This window comes from Streptomyces sp. P9-2B-2 (genome assembly GCF_030406865.1).
Classification (GTDB): Bacteria; Actinomycetota; Actinomycetes; order Streptomycetales; family Streptomycetaceae; genus Streptomyces; species Streptomyces platensis.
On record NZ_CP129126.1, the window covers coordinates 8,409,870 to 8,427,486 of the forward strand.

At 71.8% G+C, this 17,617-nt stretch carries 15 protein-coding genes; 11 read left to right on the forward strand and 4 right to left on the reverse strand.

The features are described 5' to 3' along the window. Positions 1-21: 21 nt before the first annotated feature. The 6 genes from QT196_RS37005 to QT196_RS37030 all read left to right on the forward strand — a co-directional run bounded on the left by QT196_RS37005 (position 22) and on the right by QT196_RS37030 (position 6,227). A complete protein-coding gene (locus tag QT196_RS37005; protein WP_290356494.1) occupies positions 22-1,194 on the forward strand; it encodes an acyl-CoA dehydrogenase family protein in 1,173 nt (390 codons plus the stop codon). Positions 1,195-1,241: 47 nt separating this feature from the next. Continuing rightward, the gene (locus QT196_RS37010; protein ID WP_290356495.1) at positions 1,242-2,414 is read left to right on the forward strand and encodes an acyl-CoA dehydrogenase family protein; all 1,173 of its coding nucleotides are present in this window, start codon (positions 1,242-1,244) and stop codon (positions 2,412-2,414) included. Between the two features lie 128 nt (positions 2,415-2,542). Further along, positions 2,543-3,409: a 3-hydroxybutyryl-CoA dehydrogenase gene (locus QT196_RS37015; RefSeq protein ID WP_290356496.1), complete on the forward strand. Its 867-nt coding sequence runs from the start codon at positions 2,543-2,545 to the stop codon at positions 3,407-3,409. Positions 3,410-3,512: 103 nt separating this feature from the next. Continuing rightward, positions 3,513-4,124 (forward strand): TetR/AcrR family transcriptional regulator, encoded by a 612-nt coding sequence (locus tag QT196_RS37020; protein ID WP_290356497.1) that lies wholly within the window; start codon positions 3,513-3,515, stop codon positions 4,122-4,124. A 19-nt stretch (positions 4,125-4,143) separates the two neighbouring features. Next, positions 4,144-4,860 (forward strand): hypothetical protein, encoded by a 717-nt coding sequence (locus QT196_RS37025; RefSeq protein ID WP_168483050.1) that lies wholly within the window; start codon positions 4,144-4,146, stop codon positions 4,858-4,860. Continuing rightward, a complete protein-coding gene (locus QT196_RS37030) occupies positions 4,857-6,227 on the forward strand; it encodes a nucleotidyl transferase AbiEii/AbiGii toxin family protein (protein ID WP_290356498.1) in 1,371 nt (456 codons plus the stop codon). The genes QT196_RS37025 and QT196_RS37030 overlap by 4 nt, the downstream gene beginning before the upstream one ends. Before the next feature lie 68 nt (positions 6,228-6,295). Here QT196_RS37030 and QT196_RS37035 read toward each other — a convergent pair whose 3' ends face one another. After that, complete coding sequence (locus QT196_RS37035) at positions 6,296-6,688, reverse strand: PPOX class F420-dependent oxidoreductase (RefSeq protein ID WP_168483052.1); 393 nt, start codon at positions 6,686-6,688, stop codon at positions 6,296-6,298. Between the two features lie 269 nt (positions 6,689-6,957). On the opposite strand from QT196_RS37035, the gene QT196_RS37040 reads away from it, so the two are divergent. From QT196_RS37040 to QT196_RS37050, 3 genes are all read left to right on the forward strand, one after another. Further along, complete coding sequence (locus QT196_RS37040; RefSeq protein WP_168483053.1) at positions 6,958-7,509, forward strand: MarR family winged helix-turn-helix transcriptional regulator; 552 nt, start codon at positions 6,958-6,960, stop codon at positions 7,507-7,509. Then, entirely contained in the window at positions 7,506-10,139 is a 2,634-nt protein-coding gene (locus QT196_RS37045) for an MFS transporter (RefSeq protein WP_168483054.1), read from the forward strand. Before QT196_RS37040 ends, QT196_RS37045 begins: the two co-directional genes overlap by 4 nt. Before the next feature lie 245 nt (positions 10,140-10,384). Then, a complete protein-coding gene (locus QT196_RS37050) occupies positions 10,385-11,845 on the forward strand; it encodes an SDR family NAD(P)-dependent oxidoreductase (RefSeq protein WP_168483055.1) in 1,461 nt (486 codons plus the stop codon). On the opposite strand, the gene QT196_RS37055 is transcribed toward QT196_RS37050, so the two are convergent. Next, a complete protein-coding gene (locus tag QT196_RS37055) occupies positions 11,824-12,888 on the reverse strand; it encodes a LysR family transcriptional regulator (protein WP_266736854.1) in 1,065 nt (354 codons plus the stop codon). The two genes, QT196_RS37050 and QT196_RS37055, sit on opposite strands and share 22 nt — an antisense overlap. A gap of 97 nt (positions 12,889-12,985) precedes the next feature. Between QT196_RS37055 and QT196_RS37060 the strand changes: the two genes are divergently transcribed. Next, positions 12,986-13,603 carry a maleylpyruvate isomerase family mycothiol-dependent enzyme gene (locus QT196_RS37060; RefSeq protein WP_168483057.1) on the forward strand — a complete coding sequence of 206 codons (618 nt, stop codon included), beginning with the start codon at positions 12,986-12,988 and terminating at the stop codon, positions 13,601-13,603. Between the two features lie 131 nt (positions 13,604-13,734). On the opposite strand, the gene QT196_RS37065 is transcribed toward QT196_RS37060, so the two are convergent. Beyond that, positions 13,735-15,765, reverse strand: a complete 2,031-nt coding sequence (locus QT196_RS37065) for a M3 family metallopeptidase (protein WP_266736856.1) — start codon at positions 15,763-15,765, stop codon at positions 13,735-13,737. Positions 15,766-15,977: 212 nt separating this feature from the next. Here QT196_RS37065 and QT196_RS37070 point away from each other — a divergent pair, with 212 nt between their 5' ends. After that, on the forward strand, positions 15,978-16,412 hold the full coding sequence (locus QT196_RS37070) for a CBS domain-containing protein (protein WP_168483059.1): 435 nt from the start codon (positions 15,978-15,980) through the stop codon (positions 16,410-16,412). Positions 16,413-16,786: 374 nt separating this feature from the next. On the opposite strand, the gene QT196_RS37075 is transcribed toward QT196_RS37070, so the two are convergent. Next, positions 16,787-17,479 (reverse strand): transglycosylase family protein, encoded by a 693-nt coding sequence (locus tag QT196_RS37075; protein WP_168483060.1) that lies wholly within the window; start codon positions 17,477-17,479, stop codon positions 16,787-16,789. Between the last annotated feature and the right edge of the window lie 138 nt (positions 17,480-17,617).

Sequence of the window (17,617 nt, forward strand, 5' to 3'; positions counted from 1 at the left end):
CCCGCCGTCCCGGAGGACACCATGGACTTCCGCTACACCCCCCGACAGGCCGATCTCAAGGCCCGCGCCGCCGCCTACACCGAACTGCTGATCCGGTACGAGAACCAGGCCGAGGAGGCCGGCGGACCGCTGCCCGCCGACACCGTCCACGAGCTGACCCGGGCCGCGATCGACGCCGGGGTCTACGCCATCAACATGCCGGAGAAGTGGGGCGGTCCGGGACTGTCGCTGCTCGACCAGGTCATCGTCGAGGAGGAATTCGGCAAGGTCACCAACTGCCTGTGGGACATCCCCTGGCGGCCCGCCAACGTGCTCGCGTACGGCACCGAGGCCCAGCGGGAGAAGTACCTGCTCCCCGTCATCCGGGGCGAGCGCTTCGACGCCTTCGCGGTGACCGAACCCGGTGCGGGATCGGACCCCTCCTCGGGCACCAGCACCGCCACCCGTACCGACGGCGGCTGGCTGCTGAACGGCGAGAAGTGGTTTGTGACCTGCGGTGACATCGCCGACTTCCTGCTGGTGCAGGCCGACGCGGGCCCGGAGCGGGCCGCCACCCTCTTCTTCGTCGACAAGCAGGCACCGGGCGTCCGGATGACCCGGGTACCGCGCTTCATGCACTCCGCCGTGAACGGGCACCCCGAGTTCACCTTCACCGATGTCTTCGCCCCCGACGACGACGTCCTCGGCGGCGTCGGCAACGGCTACGAACTCACCAAGGAATGGTTCACCGACGAACGGCTGATGATCGCCGCCCGGACGACCGGGGCCGCCGAACGGGCCCTGCAACTCGCCCGGGACTGGGCGGTGGAGCGGCGGCAGTTCGGCTCGCCGATCGCCGACTTCCAGCTGGTGCAGGGGATGCTGGCGGACTGCGCGGTCGACATCGCGGTCAACCGCGCCTACACCCACCAGGTGGCGTGGGAGGCCGACCAGCCGGGCGCCGACCCCAAGGCGCTGCACGCCAAGGCCTCGACGGCCAAGCTCGCAGCGAGCGAGGCGGCGGGCCGGGTCATCGACCGCTGTGTGCAGATCTTCGGCGGCCGTGGTTACGACCGCTCCTACCCGGTCGAGCGGCTCTACCGCGAGCTGCGGGTGGACCGCATCTGGGAGGGCACCTCCGAGATCCAGCGCCTGATCATCGCCAACGAGCTCATCAAGCGCGGCACCCGCGCCCTCGACCTGCCCCTGCCCTGACCCCGGCCACCACCCGACCCGGCTCCCCACCGACTCCGAGGACTGACATGGACTTCCGTCTCACCCCGCGCCAGGCGGACCTCAAGCGCACCGCGCGCGAGCTCACCGAGACCCTCACCGCGTACGAAACCGACTGTGAGGAGAACAACGGCCTGCTCCCGAAGGCCCACACCGACGTCCGCGACGCCGTGCTGGCCAGCGGACTCCAGGCCGTCAACATGCCCGAGGAGTGGGGCGGCGCCGGGCTGACCATCCTCGAACAGGCCATCGTCCAGGAGGAGTTGGGGCAGCTCACCGGCGCCCTGTGGGACACCGTCTGGCGCCCCGCCAACGCCCTGCGCTTCTGCACCCCCGCCCAGCGCGAGCGCTACCTCGAACCGGTCATCCGCGGTGAGCGCCGCGACTGCTACGCGGTGACCGAACCCGGGGCCGGCTCCGACCCGCAGAACCTGGCGACCACCGCGACCCGGACGGCCGACGGCTGGGTACTCAACGGCGAGAAGTGGTTCGTGACCGTCGGCGACCACGCGGACTTCATGATCGTGCTCGCCGCGGCCGGTCCGGACCGGGAGCCGACGCTCTTCCTCGTCGACAAGGACACCCCCGGTATCGAGATGACCCGGGTGCCGCGCTTCATGCACACCTTCGTCTACGAGCACCCCGACTTCACCTTCACCGAGGTGCACGTCCCTGAGGACGCCGTCCTCAGGGGCGTCGGCAAGGGGTATGACATCACCCGGTCCTGGTTCACCGAGGAACGGCTGATGATCGCGGCCCGCACGACGGGCGCCGCCGAGCGGGCCCTGCGGCTGGCGCGGGACTGGGCGGTGGAACGCAAGCAGTTCGGCTCGCCGATCGCCGACTTCCAGCTGGTGCAGGGGATGCTGGCGGACTGCGCGGTCGATATCGCGGTCAACCGGGCCTACGCCCACCAGGTCGCCTGGGAGGTGGACGAGGGCACCGTCGACCGCAAGACCCTGCACGCCAAGGCGGCGATCGCCAAGCTCGCGGCGAGCGAGGCGGCGGGCCGGGTGATCGACCGCTGTGTGCAGATCTTCGGCGGCCGTGGTTACGACCGTTCGTACCCGGTCGAGCGGCTCTACCGCGAGCTGCGGGTGGACCGCATCTGGGAGGGCACCTCCGAGATCCAGCGCCTGATCATCGCCGGCGAACTGGTCAAGCGGGGCACCGGCGTCCTGCAGATGCCCACCGCCTCCTGAACCCGGCCGGGTACTCCGCCCACCGGGCCGGAGTACCCGGACCGGCCCCCCGCTCTACCCCGCCCGGCACCACCCACCCGCCGGGCGGGACCCGCGAAACGTCCCGGAACACCGGCCGAGGAGGAGCGTTGTCCGAGAGCGCAGTCGAAAGAGTCGGGGTCGTGGGCTGCGGCCTGATGGGCTCCGGTATCGCCGAGGTATGTGCCCGTGCGGGCCGGGAGGTGCGCGTCGTCGAGACCGGCCCGGCCGCCGCGGACGCCGGACTCCGCCGGATCACCGGCTCCCTGGAGCGTGCCACGGCGGCCGGCAAACTCTCCGCCGAGGACCGGGACTCGGCGCTCGCCAGGATCACCGTCACCACCGAACTGGCCACACTGGCCGACCGCGACCTGGTCATCGAGGCCGTCGCCGAGGACGAGGCTGCGAAGCTGGCCGTCTTCACCCGGCTCGACGAGGTGGTCCGCCGCCCGGACGCGATCCTGGCGACCAACACCTCATCCCTCCCCGTCATCCGCCTCGCCGCCGCCACCGCACGCCCGCAGCGCGTCATCGGCCTGCACTTCTTCAACCCCGTGCCGGTGCTGCCGCTCGTCGAGCTGGTGCCCTCCCTGCTGACCGCCGACGACACCACCCGCAGGACCCACACCTTCGCCGCCGACGTACTGGGCAAGGAGGTCGTGCACGCCGCCGACCGCGCCGGGTTCATCGTCAACGCGCTGCTCGTCCCCTACCTGCTGGACGCGGTGCGGATGGTCGAGTCCGGCGCGGCCTCGGCGGACGATGTCGACCGGGGGATGCGGCTGGGCTGCGCCCACCCGCTGGGGCCGCTGGCACTGGCCGATCTGATCGGCCTCGACACGACCCGGGCGATCGCCGAGTCGCTGTACGAGGAGTTCCGGGAACCGCGCTACGCGCCCCCGCCGCTGCTGGCCCGGATGGTGGACGCCGGCCTGCTCGGCCGTAAGTCGGGCCGGGGCTTCCACGACTACCGATGAGCGGCCATGCGACGGACAGCCGGCGGCGGTGATGCGGGAAGATGGACCGGACGGGCCCGCCGGGCCCGCCGAGGACACCGACACCGACCCGGGGAGCACTCACGTGGCCAAGGCTGAACGCACTCTCGAAACGCGGGAACGGATCCTGTCCGCCGCGTGCGAAGTGATCGCCGAGGTCGGCTTCGAGAAGATCCGGATGCGGATGGTCGCGGAACACGCCGGGGTGTCCACCGCCCTGCTCCACTACCACTTCGAGAACCGTGAGCGGCTCTTCGCCGAGGCGATGACCCACTCCTTCGCCCAGACCGGCACCGAACTCGAACGGGACGCCGACACGGTGCCCGCCTCCGTCGTCCTGGCCCGGATCCTGCACAACATGCTGCCCACGGACCCCGAGCTGCGGCAGGACTGGCGGCTGTGGCAGGAACTGTGGGTGCGCGCCCTGCGCGACGAGACCGCCCAGCAGCTCGCCGTCGACCTCTACGACCAGCTGCACACCTGGATCGGCACGGCCATCCGGCGGGGCATCGAGTCGGGCGAGCTCACCGACTGCGACGTGGAGGCGACCAGCACCCTGCTGCTCGCCCTGAGCGACGGTTTCGGTATCCGGCTGATGCTGGGCGACCCGAAGATCGACCTCGCGGCCGCACAAGCGGCCATCTGGCGGGCGGTGGCGGGAACGCTCGGCGTCCCCGACCACTTCCCGGAGATCTGAACCATGTGATCATTTCCGGATGAGCAGGAGCAACGGGGCGGCGGCGATCGAGGACCGGACGGCGGCCGGGAGCCCGGCCTTCGCGGGGGAGTTCGAGGTACATCTCACCGTCCGGGACGACGGCGCCCCCGAGGCGGCCGGACAACTCGCGGCCCACGCGGCGGCACACCGTATGAAGTACGTCCACATCCTGCTGGAACAGGGGGCGGTGCCCTCGCAGCCCATGCTGACGCTGCACGGGACCGGCACCTACGCGGAGATCCGGTCGCGGGCCGCCGCGGCGGCGGACGGGCTGCGGGCCGCGGGGTTCTCCGTGGTGCGGACGAAGATCGAGGCCACCCCGTGGAGCGCGGGCGTACCCGGCACCGACGAGGAGGCCCTGGCGCTCGGTCCCGACTACTACTTCGAGCATCACCTCAAGCTGCTCCTGGCGCCCGCCGCTCCCGTCGGCCCCCTGCTCACCCTCGCCACCCGGCACGGTGCGCACCTCTCGCGCAACGCCCGCCGGGTGCGGTCCGACGGCCGGCTGGAGCGCTTTGTGACCCAGCGGTGCCGCCTGGTCGGCCGGGCGACCGCGGACCGGCGGCTGGGCGCCCTGTCGGCGGAGCTGCGGGCCGCGGGACACCGGATAGCCTCCGTGGAACGGGAGTTCGTGGTCCACGACGGCAATATCGCGCTGGACGCGGGCTGGCTGGACGAGCAGAACACGGTGGCGGGGGAGCGGAGCGGCGCATGACGGGAACCGAGGAGACGGGTACGGGGGCGCAGTGGCGGGCGATCCGCTACGGACCGTGGAAGGACACGGTGATCGTGCCCCGGGCCCGGCCCGACGAGGCGACCCGCGCGGACATGGATCTGCCGGCCACCCTGCTGCCCGTACCGGACGACGGGGTGGTGCAGCGCCCGGTGTTCGACCCCGCGGCCACCCATCATGCCTTCGGGATGCGCCTGGGCGAGCCGAGCTTCGCGGAGCCGTCGGTCGGAGCGCGCTGGTACGCGGCACGGCGGCACGCCCTGCATCATGTGCTGACCGCCCTCGCGCGGTCCCCGTGGGCCGGGCATCTGGTCCTGCGCGGCAGCATGCTGCTGAAGTCGTGGTTCGGGGACGCGGCGCGCGAGCCGGGCGATCTCGACTTCGTCGTGGTGCCGGAGACCTGGCAGCTCACCGACGACCGTACGGAGCAGATGCTGGACGGGATCGCCGCCGCGGCCGGGGCACTGTCCCACCGCGGCGGTCCGGTACGGCTGGACGCGCAGGCCGCGGTCCGCGACGAGATCTGGTCCTACGACCGGGTCCCGGGCCGGCGGCTGGTCATCCCGTGGACCGCCGAGGCCGACGGCGTACCGGGCGGCAGCGTGCAGCTCGACTTCGTCTTCACCGAGCGCCTGCCCGCGCCCGCGGAGCCGGCCGAGATCAGCGGGCCGCCGGGCACCGCACCGGTGGTGATCCAGGCGGCGACCCGTGCGCTCTCGCTCGCCTGGAAGGTGCTCTGGCTGGTCAGCGACGCGCACCCGGAGGCCAAGGATCTCTACGACGCGGTCCTGCTCGCGGAGTCCACCGAGCTGCCGCACGCCCTGCTGCGCGAGGTGTTCCGGGGCGTGGACGGGGGCTCCTTCGACCGGCATCCGGTGCTGCTGGAGAGCCTTTACGGGTTCGGCGGCGAATGGTCCGAGCTCCGCAAGGAGTACCCGGACCGCGGCGGGATCGCCGACCCGGACCCCTGGGTGGAGCACCGGCACATCCGGCGTCTGGTGACGGCGCTGGCGCGCACCTTCGCCCTGGAGGACGGCAGCGGCGAGACCGCCGCATACCGGCAACGGGCCGCCTGGTTCGCCTCGCTCACCGCGGAGTGCGCGGAGATCCGCGCCGAGCGGGGCATCGGGGCGGTGCAGAACCTGCTGATGGAGCGCTGGGTGGCGTTCGAGAACGCGGTCGTCATCACCCGGGAGCTGGCCGGCCGTGACCGCTGCGCCCTGCGGGACGCGGCGGCCGTGGTGGAGGGGTTCCGCCGGGACCATCCGTCGCTCGACCGGCAGCCCTGGCTGCTCGCCGACCCGGACGAGGCGGTGCGGCAGCTCAGCGAGGACGGGACCGAGTCGTAGCCGGGCAGGGCGCGCGCCGCCGGGGGCCCGCGCGCCGCTCGGCCCCGGGTCCCGCCACCGTCGGCGCCTTACCCCGTCCCGCTGATGCTCTCCGGCGCGATGACGAAGAGCACCCGCTCCTCATCGCGGCCCCCGTACCAGGGATAGGGCTTGCCGAGGTACTTCTGCGCGAGCTGCTCGATGTGCTCGACCGCGCCCTCGGTCGTGGTCGCGATCACCCGGCCGCGTACCTGGAAGTAGCGCGCGGGGTGGTCCGGGTCGGAGACGGCGACGGCCACCCGGGGGTCGCGTGCGATGTTCCGGGTCTTCACATGGGTCCGGACGCTATTGATCAGCACATGCTCGCCGTCGGTGTCGACCCAGGTCTGGGTCAGCTGCGGGGAGCCGTCGGGCATCGAGGTGGCCAGAAAGCAGGGGCTCGGCCGGCGCAGCAGCGCGAGCAGTTCAGGGGGAAGGTGCACAACGGTCTCCGGCCGGTCGGATGGGCGGCGGTCTGCCCGGTTTCCGTACGCCACTGGGTGTACGTGCGCCGCTCGTACAGGGGGCGTGGCGGAGCATATACGGGCCGGACCCTTGCCTCCGCACCCCCATCACCGCGCCCGTACCCCGGGGTTGGGCGGTGCGGACCGGGTGATTCCAGCCGCTATGCTTGCTGGATACAAGCAAGGTACCAACGGGCCGACGACCGCACCGCGACGGGTCGACGACCGCACCGCGAAGGATCACGACGATGAATAAGGGCACGGTCCACGACTGCGACCGGGCTGCCCCTGAGGTCACGGCCTCGTCGGGGCTGGAGGACGCGGCCGCCGGACTGGGAACGGAGATCGTCCGCTTCTCGCGGCTGATCGCGGCCTGGAAGCAGCGGGTCAAGGGCGACAGCGGCGCCGCCGACCGGGTGCTGCTGGCCCGGCTGGTGGTCGGCGGGGACCAGCGGGCGACCGATCTGGCCGCCGATGCGTTCCTCGATCTGTCGACCGTCAGCCGGCAGGTGCGCTCGCTGGTGGAGCGGGGCCTGGTGACCCGTCGCCCGGACCCGGAGGACCGCCGCGGGTCGCTGCTGGCCGCGACCGAGGCGGGGCGTGCCGCGTTCGCGCACTACCGCGCTCAGCGCGACGCGGAACTGGCCGCCCTCCTCGCACCGTGGTCGCCCCAGGACCGGGCCGACCTGATCCGGCTGCTCGGCCGTCTCAACGAGGACATGGCAGAACGACAACACACACGGCTGGGTCCCGGGGGAGACCAGGGCGCCACCGTGGAGCAGGGAGACCTACGTACATGAGCACCGCCACCTCCCCGCCCGGGGCGGGAACCGGGGAGATACCCGGACCGGGAGTCCTGAGTCACCGTCAGATCCTCACCATCCTCAGCGGTTTGATGCTGGGGATGTTCCTCGCCGCGCTCGACCAGACCATCGTCAGCACCTCGATCCGGACGATATCCGACGATCTGCACGGCCTCAGCCAGCAGGCCTGGGCGACCACCGCCTACCTGATCACCTCGACGATCGCCACGCCGCTCTACGGCAAGCTGTCCGACCTGTACGGCCGCAAGCCGTACTACCTGGCCGCGATCACCATCTTCGTCGCGGGCTCGGTGCTGTGCACCTTCTCCACCTCGATGACCGAACTCGCCGCGTTCCGGGCGGTGCAGGGCCTGGGCGCCGGCGGTCTGATGTCGCTGGCGCTGGCGATCATCGGGGACATCGTCCCGCCCCGTGAACGCGCCCGCTACCAGGGCTACATGCTGGGCACCTTCGCCACCTCCAGTGTGGCCGGGCCGCTGATCGGCGGGGCCCTCGCCGGGCAGGACCAGCTGCTGGGCATCACCGGCTGGCGCTGGGTCTTCCTGGTCAACGTCCCGATCGGGATCATCGCGCTGTTCGTGGTCGCCAAGGTCCTCAACATTCCGCACACCCGGCGCGACCACCGCATCGACTGGTGGGGAGCGCTCACCATCTCCGTCGGTGTGGTGCCGCTGCTGCTCGTCGCGGAGCAGGGCCGGGAGTGGGGCTGGGACTCCTCCCGGTCGATCGCCTGCTATGTGATCGGCGGCGTCGGCATCATCGCCTGGATCTTCGTCGAGCGGTGGATCGGCGATGACGCGCTGATCCCGATGCGGCTGTTCCGCAACGGCACCTTCAGCAAGACCAGTGTGCTGTCCGTGCTGATCGGTATGGGCATGTTCGGCGGGATGCTGATGATCCCGCAGTACCTCCAGATCGTGAAGGGCGCCAGCCCCACCACCTCGGGTCTGGAAATGCTGCCGCTGATGGCGGGCATGTTCATCGCCTCCATCGCCTCGGGCCAGATCACCGCCAAGACCGGCCGCTACAAGATCTTCCCGATCATCGGCACCGCGCTGATGATCGCGGCGATGCTGCTCTTCCACTTCCGGGTCCAGTGGGACACCCCGCTGTGGGAGACCATGATCTACATGCTGGTCTTCGGCCTCGGCCTGGGCGGCTGTATGCAGACCCTGGTGCTGGCGGTGCAGAACGCGGTGCCGCCGCGGGACATGGGAGTGGCCACCGCCTCGTCCACGTTCTTCCGTCAGATGGGCGCCACCGCCGGTACCGCGATCTTCCTGTCGGTGCTGTTCAGCACGGTCGGCGACAAGATCGCCGCGGCGTTCAAGGACGCGGCGTCCACCGAGCGTTTCCAGGCCGCGCTGCGCGACCCCGCGGTGCTGCACGACCCCGCCAACAAGCCCGTGCTGGACATGCTCAAGCACCCCGGCAACGCGGACTCCTCGGGTGTACTCAGCGATTCGTCGTTCATCCAGCACCTCGACCCGCGGCTGGCCGAGCCGTTCAAGCGCGGCTTCGCGGACTCGATGCACACGGTCTTCCTCATGGGAGCGATCGTCGTCGCCCTGGCCTTCCTGCTGATGTGGTTCATCAAGGAGGTCCCGCTGCGGCAGATCTCCGGGCTCCAGGCCCGCGCGGAGGCCGACGCCGAAGCCGCGGCGAAGTCCGCCGGCGGTGCGGTGGATGCCGTCGACGGGGCGGCGAACGGTGCCGAGGACGCGGTGGTCACGCCGCCGCCGTCCGGGCCGTCCGAGCCCGTTGACGCCCCGGGGGACGGCGCCGTACCGGCCGTGGCCGCGGCCTCCGCACCCGCCGCGGACCGTGGCATCGGCGCGACCGGACCGGAGATCCGGGGAACTGTACGGGACGGTGACGGCCGGCCGGTGGACCGGGCCGCGGTCACCCTGATCAGCGTCGACGGCCGGCAGCTCGGCCGAACCTCGACCGCGGCCGACGGCGGCTACGCCCTGCCCACGACGGGCGCCGGCAGCTATGTGCTGATCGGCTCCGCGGGGACCCGGCAGCCGCAGGCCGTCACCGTCGTGGTGGGCGGTGAGCCGGTCTCGTACGACCTGACCCTCGGCGGCGCGGCCGGTCTTGAGGGCGAAGTCCGCGACGAGAAGGGCGACGACCCGGTGCCCGGCGCGCTCGTCGTGGCCACCGATGTCACCGGCGAGGTCGTGGCGTCCGGCGTGGCCGGCCAGGACGGCAGCTTCGTGTTCGGCGAACTGGCCCCCGGCAGCTACACCCTGGCCGTCAGCGCCGCCCGCCACCGCCCGTCCGCCCTCCCGGTGGAGGTCACCACCGGCGACCGCAACTGGTACGAGGTCCGGCTGACGCCCGGCGCCCAGGTCCGCGGCACCGTACGCACGGTCCACGGCAGCCCGGTCGACGACGCCCGGGTGACCCTGCTGGACCCGGCGGGCAACGTGGTGGGCACCGCCACCAGCGGTCACGACGGGGAGTACGTCTTCACCGACCTCGACAGCGGTGAGTACACCCTGATCGCCAGCGGCTACCCGCCGGTGGCCACCCCGCTGCACGTGGCGGCTGCCGGAGACGGCGAGTTCGACATCGAGCTGGGGCACGACCCGGTGCGGTGACGGCCGGATACGGCAGGACGAGGGCCCGGCGCACGCGCACGCCGGGCCCTAGGGGGTGTCTTCCCGATCAGGCCGGATCAGGAAGACATCCCCTAGGCCATGACCGGCGGGGCGCCCCTCCACCGGTCATGGCCACGCTCACCAGCGCGAGTGCGCCCCACCGGGTTTGGAACAACAGCCGCGGCTCAGTACAGTTCCGCCGAAGCTTGAATAGAACACACGATCCCAGGAAAGCGGCAGCGGCGATGACGGTGACCGAAACAGGCCGGGCCGATGGCACGGGTATCGACTCGGAGCGGATGGCGGTCTGCCTGAGCGTGCTGGAGGAGCTCGACGAGCTGCCCGTCGACCACCCGGACGCGATCACCATACGGCGCGCCACCGCCGGCATCTACCGCAAGGTGAAGCAGCGGCGGCGGCAGGAACGCCGGGCGGCCAAGAGCGCCAACGACAAGGCGGTGACCGCGGCCACGGCCACCGGCGCGCCCGACCGGATCGACGACGAGACCCAGGGCCTGGCCCTCGCCAGCTCCGTGAGCACGGAGCTGGCCGGCATCCTGGAGCGGCCCCGGTCCTGCTACACCTGCAAGTCCCGCTACGTCGAGGTCGACGCCTTCTACCACCAGCTCTGCCCGCCCTGCGCCAAGGAGAACCGGGCCCGCCGCGAGGCCCGCACCGACCTCGCCGGGCGGCGCGCGCTGCTCACCGGCGGCCGGGCGAAGATCGGCATGTATATCGCGCTCCGGCTGCTGCGCGACGGCGCCCACACCACCATCACCACCCGCTTCCCGAGCGACGCCATCCGCCGCTTCAAGGCGATGCCGGACAGCGCGGACTGGCTGCACCGGCTGAAGATCGTCGGAATCGATCTGCGGGACCCGGCCCAGGTCATCGCGCTCGCCGACACGGTGAGCGCCGAAGGCCCGCTCGACATTCTGATCAACAACGCCGCGCAGACCGTCCGCCGGTCACCCGAGGCGTACGGACAGCTGATCGCCGCCGAGTCCGCCCCGCTGCCCGCCGGGGAACTGCCCGCCTCCGTCGTCCTCGGGCACTTCGGCAGCGGCGTCCCCGCGGCCCTCCCCGCCGCAGCGGGCACGTCCGGCGCGCTGACCGCGGCCGACCTCACCGCCCTCGCCCTGACCACCGGCTCCGCCACGCCCGCCCGTATCGAGGCGGGCACCGCGATCGACGCCGGCGGGCTGGTACCGGATCTGCACGCCAGCAACAGCTGGATCCAGAAGGTGGACGAGGTCGACCCGATCGAGCTGCTGGAAGTCCAGCTGTGCAATATGACCGCCCCGTTCCTGCTGGTGAGCAAGCTGCGCCCGGCGATGGCGGCGGCCCCGGCGCGCCGCAAGTACGTGGTGAACGTCTCCGCCATGGAGGGCCAGTTCAGCCGCGGCTACAAGGGCGCCGGTCACCCGCACACCAATATGGCCAAGGCGGCGCTGAACATGCTCACCCGCACCAGCGCGCGGGAGATGCTGGAGAGCGACGGCATCCTCATGACGGCCGTGGACACCGGCTGGATCACGGACGAGCGCCCGCACCCCGACAAGATGCGGCTGGCCGACGAGGGCTTCCACGCCCCGCTCGACCTGGTCGACGGAGCGGCACGGGTGTACGACCCGATCGTCCGCGGCGAACTCGGTGAGGACCTGTTCGGCTGCTTCCTGAAGGACTACGCGCCTACAGCTTGGTGATTGGGGGCGGTGGCGGCGGGCTGCCGGGCATTCCCGGCGCCCGCTGCTTGCCGGGTGTCCTCGGGGGCCGCCGCCTGCCGGGCGTCCCCGTTATCCGCCGCCTGCCCGGCGCCCGCTGCGCCGCCACCGCTCCCCACCGCGGGCAGCGCGGCGCGCAGCCGTTCCAGGAGGGCCCGGGCGGCGGGGCCTGAGGGGCCTGCCGCCCGCCAGGCCAGGGCGACCCGGCCGCGCGGCCGCGGTGCGGTGATCTCCAGCGTGCGCAGACCCGCGGCGGCCGCCTCGTCCGCCGGCAGCGCCGGGACGACGGCCACCCCGAGGCCACGGGCCGCGAGCCGGGCCAGGACGTGCGGGGCGGCCGCCTCGAAGGCGATCCGGGGCCGGAACCCCGCCTCCGCACAGGCACGTTCGAGCACCCCGCGCAGTCCGGTACCGCGCGGCAGGCTGATCAAGGCACGGTCGCGGAGCGCGGTCAGCGGGATGCCCGTCCGCTCCGCGTCCGCCGTCAGGAGGGCGTCGTCCGGTGCGACGGCGGCGACCAGGGGCTCGTCCACCACGATCTGGCAGGACGTACCCGGCGGCGGCTCCTCGTCCTTGAGGCCGATCACGGCGATATCGAGCGCACCGTGCTGGAGCTCGCCGAGCATCCGCTCCGAGGTGTCCTCGGTGAGCGAGATCTCGACCTGCGGGTGGGCGTCGTGGAAATCGGCCAGGAGGGAGGCCATGTCGAACCGGTTACTGGCGGCGCCCGAGAGCAGGCCGATTCTGACGCGGCCACGGAGCAGCCCGCTGAACTGGTCCACGGTCTGCCGTATCCCATCGGCGGCGGCGAGCGCGGCCCGCGCATGGGCGAGGACGGCCGCACCCACCTCCGTCACGGTCACCGACCGGCCGGAGCGGTCGAGCAGCGGCTGCCCCAACTCCCGTTCCAGCTGCCGGATCTGGGCGCTCACCCCGGGCTGCGCCAGATGCAGACGGGCGGCGGCGCGGGTGAAGTTGGCCTCCTCCACCACCGTGACGAAGTACTGGAGCTGTCGAAGTTCCATAACCGCTGATTCTAGAGAGCAGAACCACCAGCTCTTGGACTTATGGCGACGATGCCAAGATCCTTGGAACCAGGGGCGGTTCGAGAGGAGAACTCCGATGGACATCAAGGCGGCGATCGCGGCCGAACGCCGGGAACTGGCAGCCATGCTGGACGGTTTGCCGGCCGGGCAGTGGGACGCACCGACGCTGTGCGCGGGGTGGCGGGTACGGGAGGTCGCAGCCCATATGTCGATGGGGTTCCGCTACTCGCTCCCCAAGACGCTCGCCGAACTCGTCCGCGTGGGAGGCAATCTCCACCGGATGACCGACCGGTGCGCCCGCAGGGACGCGGCCGCCGCCTCGACCAGCGAACTCGCCGGCTTCCTCCGTGAGCATGCGCACCATCCCTGGAAGCCGCCGGTCGTCGGCATCACGGGGGCCCTGGGGCACGACGTGGTGCACGGCCTGGACATCACCGTCGCCCTGGGCCTCGACCGGCGCGTCCCCGAAGACCGGGTGCGCCTCCTCCTGGAGAAGGTCACCCTCGGGACGGCCAGGTTCTTCGGCGCCGACCTCCGCGGCATCCAGCTCCGCGCCGACGACCTCGACTGGTCCTTCGGCACCGGCACACCGCTGTCCGGCTCGGCCCAGGACCTGCTGCTGGTCGCCTACGGCCGCAAGCTCCCGCCCGGCCGCCTCCACGGGGAGCCGCACCCGCGCTTCGTCGCCGGCTGAGCGGCCCGGGGGTACGACGGCCCGCTTCGCTGGTACGGAGCGGGCCGCCATCCATGATCAGCCGGGCGCCCGGCCCTCCGAGGGGCAGCCCGCCGGCCGCCAGCCCGCCACCCCCTCAGCCCGCCACCCCCTCAGTCCGTCAGCCCGTGACGGTCCAGCAGCGGCCCGATCTCCGCGTCGCGGCCGACCACTGCGCGGAACGCCGCGAGCGGGTCGACGCTGCCGCCCCGGCCGAGGAGTTCCCGGCGGAAGATCTCCCCGCTCTCCCGGATCGTGCGCCCGTTCTCCCGGAACCAGCGCACGGTGTCGGCGTCCAGCACCTCGGCCCAGCGGTAGCCGTAGTAGCCCGCCGCGTAACCGCCGCTGAAGATATGGGCGAAGTAGCCGGTGCGGTAACGCGGCGGGATCGCGGCCATCGCCAGCCCGTAGCGCTCCAGCGCGGCCGCCTCGAACGCCGCCGCCTCGTCCTCGCCCGGCACGTCGCCGTCCGCGGACAGGGTGTGCCAGGCCCAGTCCAGCACCGCGGCGGCCTGGTGCTCGACCATCCGGAAGCCCGCGCCGAAGTTCTCCGCCTCGCGCAGCCGGGCGGGGAGTTCGGCCGGCATCGGCTCTCCCGTGACGTGGTGCCGGGCGTAATGCGCCAGCACCTCGGGCCAGTCCGCCCACATCTCGTTCACCTGCGAGGGGAACTCGACGAAATCGCGGGGCACTCGGGTGCCGGAGAGCAGCGGATAGCGGACATCGGAGAACAGGCCGTGCAGGGCATGCCCGAACTCGTGGAACAGCGTGTTGACCTCACTCCAGCTCAGCAGCACCGGCTCGCCCGCCGGAGGCTTGGCGACATTCAGGTTGTTGACCACCACAGGCCGCTGCCCCAGCAGCTTCGACTGCGCCACCAGCGAGTCCATCCAGGCGCCGCCCCGCTTGGACTCGCGGGCGTGGAAGTCGCCGATGTACAGGCCGAGCGGGCTGCCGTCGGCGTCGTGCACCTCGTAGATATGGGCGTCGGGGTGGTACGAGACCAGATCGGGGCGCCGGGTGAAGGTGATGCCGTAGACCAGCCCGGCGGCGTGGAAGACACCGTCGTGCAGCACGGTGTCCAGCTCCAGGTAGGGCCGCAGCGCCGCCGTGTCGAGGTCGAACCGCTCCTTGCGCACCCGTTCCGAGTAGTACTGCCAGTCCGCCGCGCCGATCTCCGCCACCCCGGCCGCCTCGGCCAGCGCCGCGCCCTCCCGCTCGGCGTTGGCGACGGCGGGGGCGACCAGCCGGCCGAACAGCTCCTCGACGGCCGCCGTGGTGCCGGCCGTCCGGTCCGCAACCTCCCAGGCGGCGTGGCTGGGGTAGCCGAGCAGCGCGGCGCGCTCGGCCCGTAGCCCGGCCAGGGATACGGCGATCGGGCCGTTGCTGTCGGTGCCCCGCCCGAGGGAGGCGGCGAGCAGCCGCTCGCGCAGCGCCGGATCCTCCAGCGCGGCGAGTTCGGTCTGGCAGGAGAAGTTCTTCAGGGCGAGCGCGAACTTGCCGGGGTGCCCGAGCGCCTGCGCCTGCTCGGCGGCGGCGGCGATCCGGTCCGCGGGCAGGCCGGCGAGCTCCTCGGCCCGGTCCAGCACCAGTGCTGCGGCCGCGGTGGCCGTCCGCAGGTTCTGCCCGAACTCGGTGCTCAGCGCGGCGATTTCGGCATTCAGCTCACGCAGCCGCCGCTGCTGCTCGGGGGCGAGCCGGGCACCGGCCCGTACCCGGTGGGTGTGGTGGCGTTCCAGCAGCCGCAGTTGCTCCTCGTCCAGTCCGAGTTTCCCGCGCTGCTCGTAGAGCCCGTCCAGCCGGTCGAACAGGGCGGGGTCGAGCAGCAGCAGGTCGTCATGGGCGGCCAGCCGGGGCGTGATCTCGACCTCGAGCGCCTGGATCTCCTCATCGGTGTCCGCCGCCACCTTGTTGAAGAACACCCGGCGCACCCGGCCCAGCACCGCACCGCTGCGCTCCAGCGCCTCCACGGTGTTCTCAAAGGTCGCCGGCTCGGCACCTGAGCCGATCGCCGCCACCTCGTCCCGCTGGTCGGCCATGCCGCGGGTGAACGCGGGCAGAAAGTGATCGTTCCGGATCCGCGCGAAAGGCGGCAGTTCGTACGGCAGATCACTCGGCTCGAAGAAAGGATTCGACGTCGTCACGGACCGACACTACGCCCGGAGACGGCGCCGGGTCCGGCAGTCGTCGCAGGAGACGGCGCCGGGTCCGGCAGTCGTCGCAGGAGACGGCCCCGCCCCGCCGCGACCTCGGCGTTCCGGGTCGTCCCGGGGGCCGTCCCGGTGAGCATCTCGGGGTCATCCGTGATGTGATCGAAGGCGAGGCATGCAAGCACACTCCTGCGACAGGAGGAATCATGGCCACCAAGTTGCGAGCCCGAGACATCATGTCCGGCGGAGCGCACTGTGTGGGAGCGCACGAATCGTTGCACGACGCGGCGAAGATGATGCGGGATCTGGACGTCGGCTGCCTGCCCATCTGCGGTGACAACAACCGGCTCATGGGCCTTATCACCGATCGTGACATCGTCATCGCCTGCTGTGCCGAAGGGATCGACCCGGCGACGGTGCAGGCCGGTTCCATGGGCGGGACGCTGCACTGGATCGACGCGGACGCGGGCGCCAGCGACGTGCTCCAGACCATGGAGCAGCACCACATCAAGCGGCTGCCGGTGATCGACGTCAAGGGCGGCCACCGTCTGGTGGGAATGATCACCGAGGCCAACCTCGCCAAGAACCTCAGCGACGCGGAGATCGCGGAGTTCGCCAACAAGGTGTACGCGACCGCGTAGCCGGGGCGGCGGAAAACGGGGGCGGCGGAAAACGGAGCCGTCTGCCCGCGCCGACCGCACTGGGCCGCCGCACCCCTCCGGTGACGGGTGTGGGGGAGTTCCCCGCCGCTGCCTGCGCACCGGCCGGCAGCGACGGACAAGGGTGCGGAAGGCGACACCGGCCTCCACGCGTCCGCCGTGCGGAAGGCCCGTCCGCGGTGCCGCGGACGGACCGTACCCGTCACTCCCGGCGGCGGATCACCACACCCGGCCGTCGCCACCCCTTTCCGCGCCGGCCCGTCCCCTCCGACGGGCCATCTCGCGGTGTGGGTAAGGAGTTTCAGCGGAATTCCCCGGGGCCTGCGTCATGCTGTGCCGGGAATTCCGGAAGGCGCTCAGCGGGTGCCGGAGTGCGGCACGGCCAGTCGGGTGCCGGGGAAAATCAGATGCGGATTCGCCCCGATCACGCGGCGGTTCAGCCGGTAGAATTCCTGCCAGCCACAACCGTGTGCGTACGCGATTCCGCTCACGGTGTCCCCGGCGTTGACGACGATCGAGCCGCCGGTACTCCTATGGCGCCCCACTTTGTAGCGCTTCTCATGGGACTGCGGATGCCGGACCCGGTCGCGGGACGACGGAGCGGTGTGCCGCTGCGGCGCGGGGCGGGCCGCGGTGCTCCGCGGAGTGCGGTGTGGGGTGGCCGAGTTGAGCCCCAGCGAGGACGAGCAGGCCGGCCACGCGCCCCAGCCCTGCCGGGCCAGCACCCGCTCCGCCACCTGGATCTGCTGGGACCGGGTCGCCCGCGCCGCCCGTGACGCATAGGCGCCGCCACCGAACGAGTGCCAGGTGCCGTGGGCGAGTTGAAGCCCTCCGGAGAACCCGTTCCCCGTGTCGATCCGCCAGTTCCCGCCGCTCTCGCAGCCGGCCAGACGGTCCCAGGCCCCGCCGCCCCGGGCCTCGGCGGGCTGCTCGGTGACCACGTTCAGCGCACCGGCCGCCAGCAGGACGGCTGCTGCCGTGATGCCCCGTGCCCCATAGCCCCGGAATTCATTCCGGGTCGTCGATTCCGATACCTGAGGAAATTGCATGCCTTTACTCCCGTCGCTCGCCGCGCAGTTGCCTGGCAGTCATTCAGGAAACCTGGCGCCGGTGCGGCGTATCGCGTTCGAATGGTGCTCGAACTGCGATTTCCGCGCGGCGCCATGAATTCGACGGGGAAGAGACAA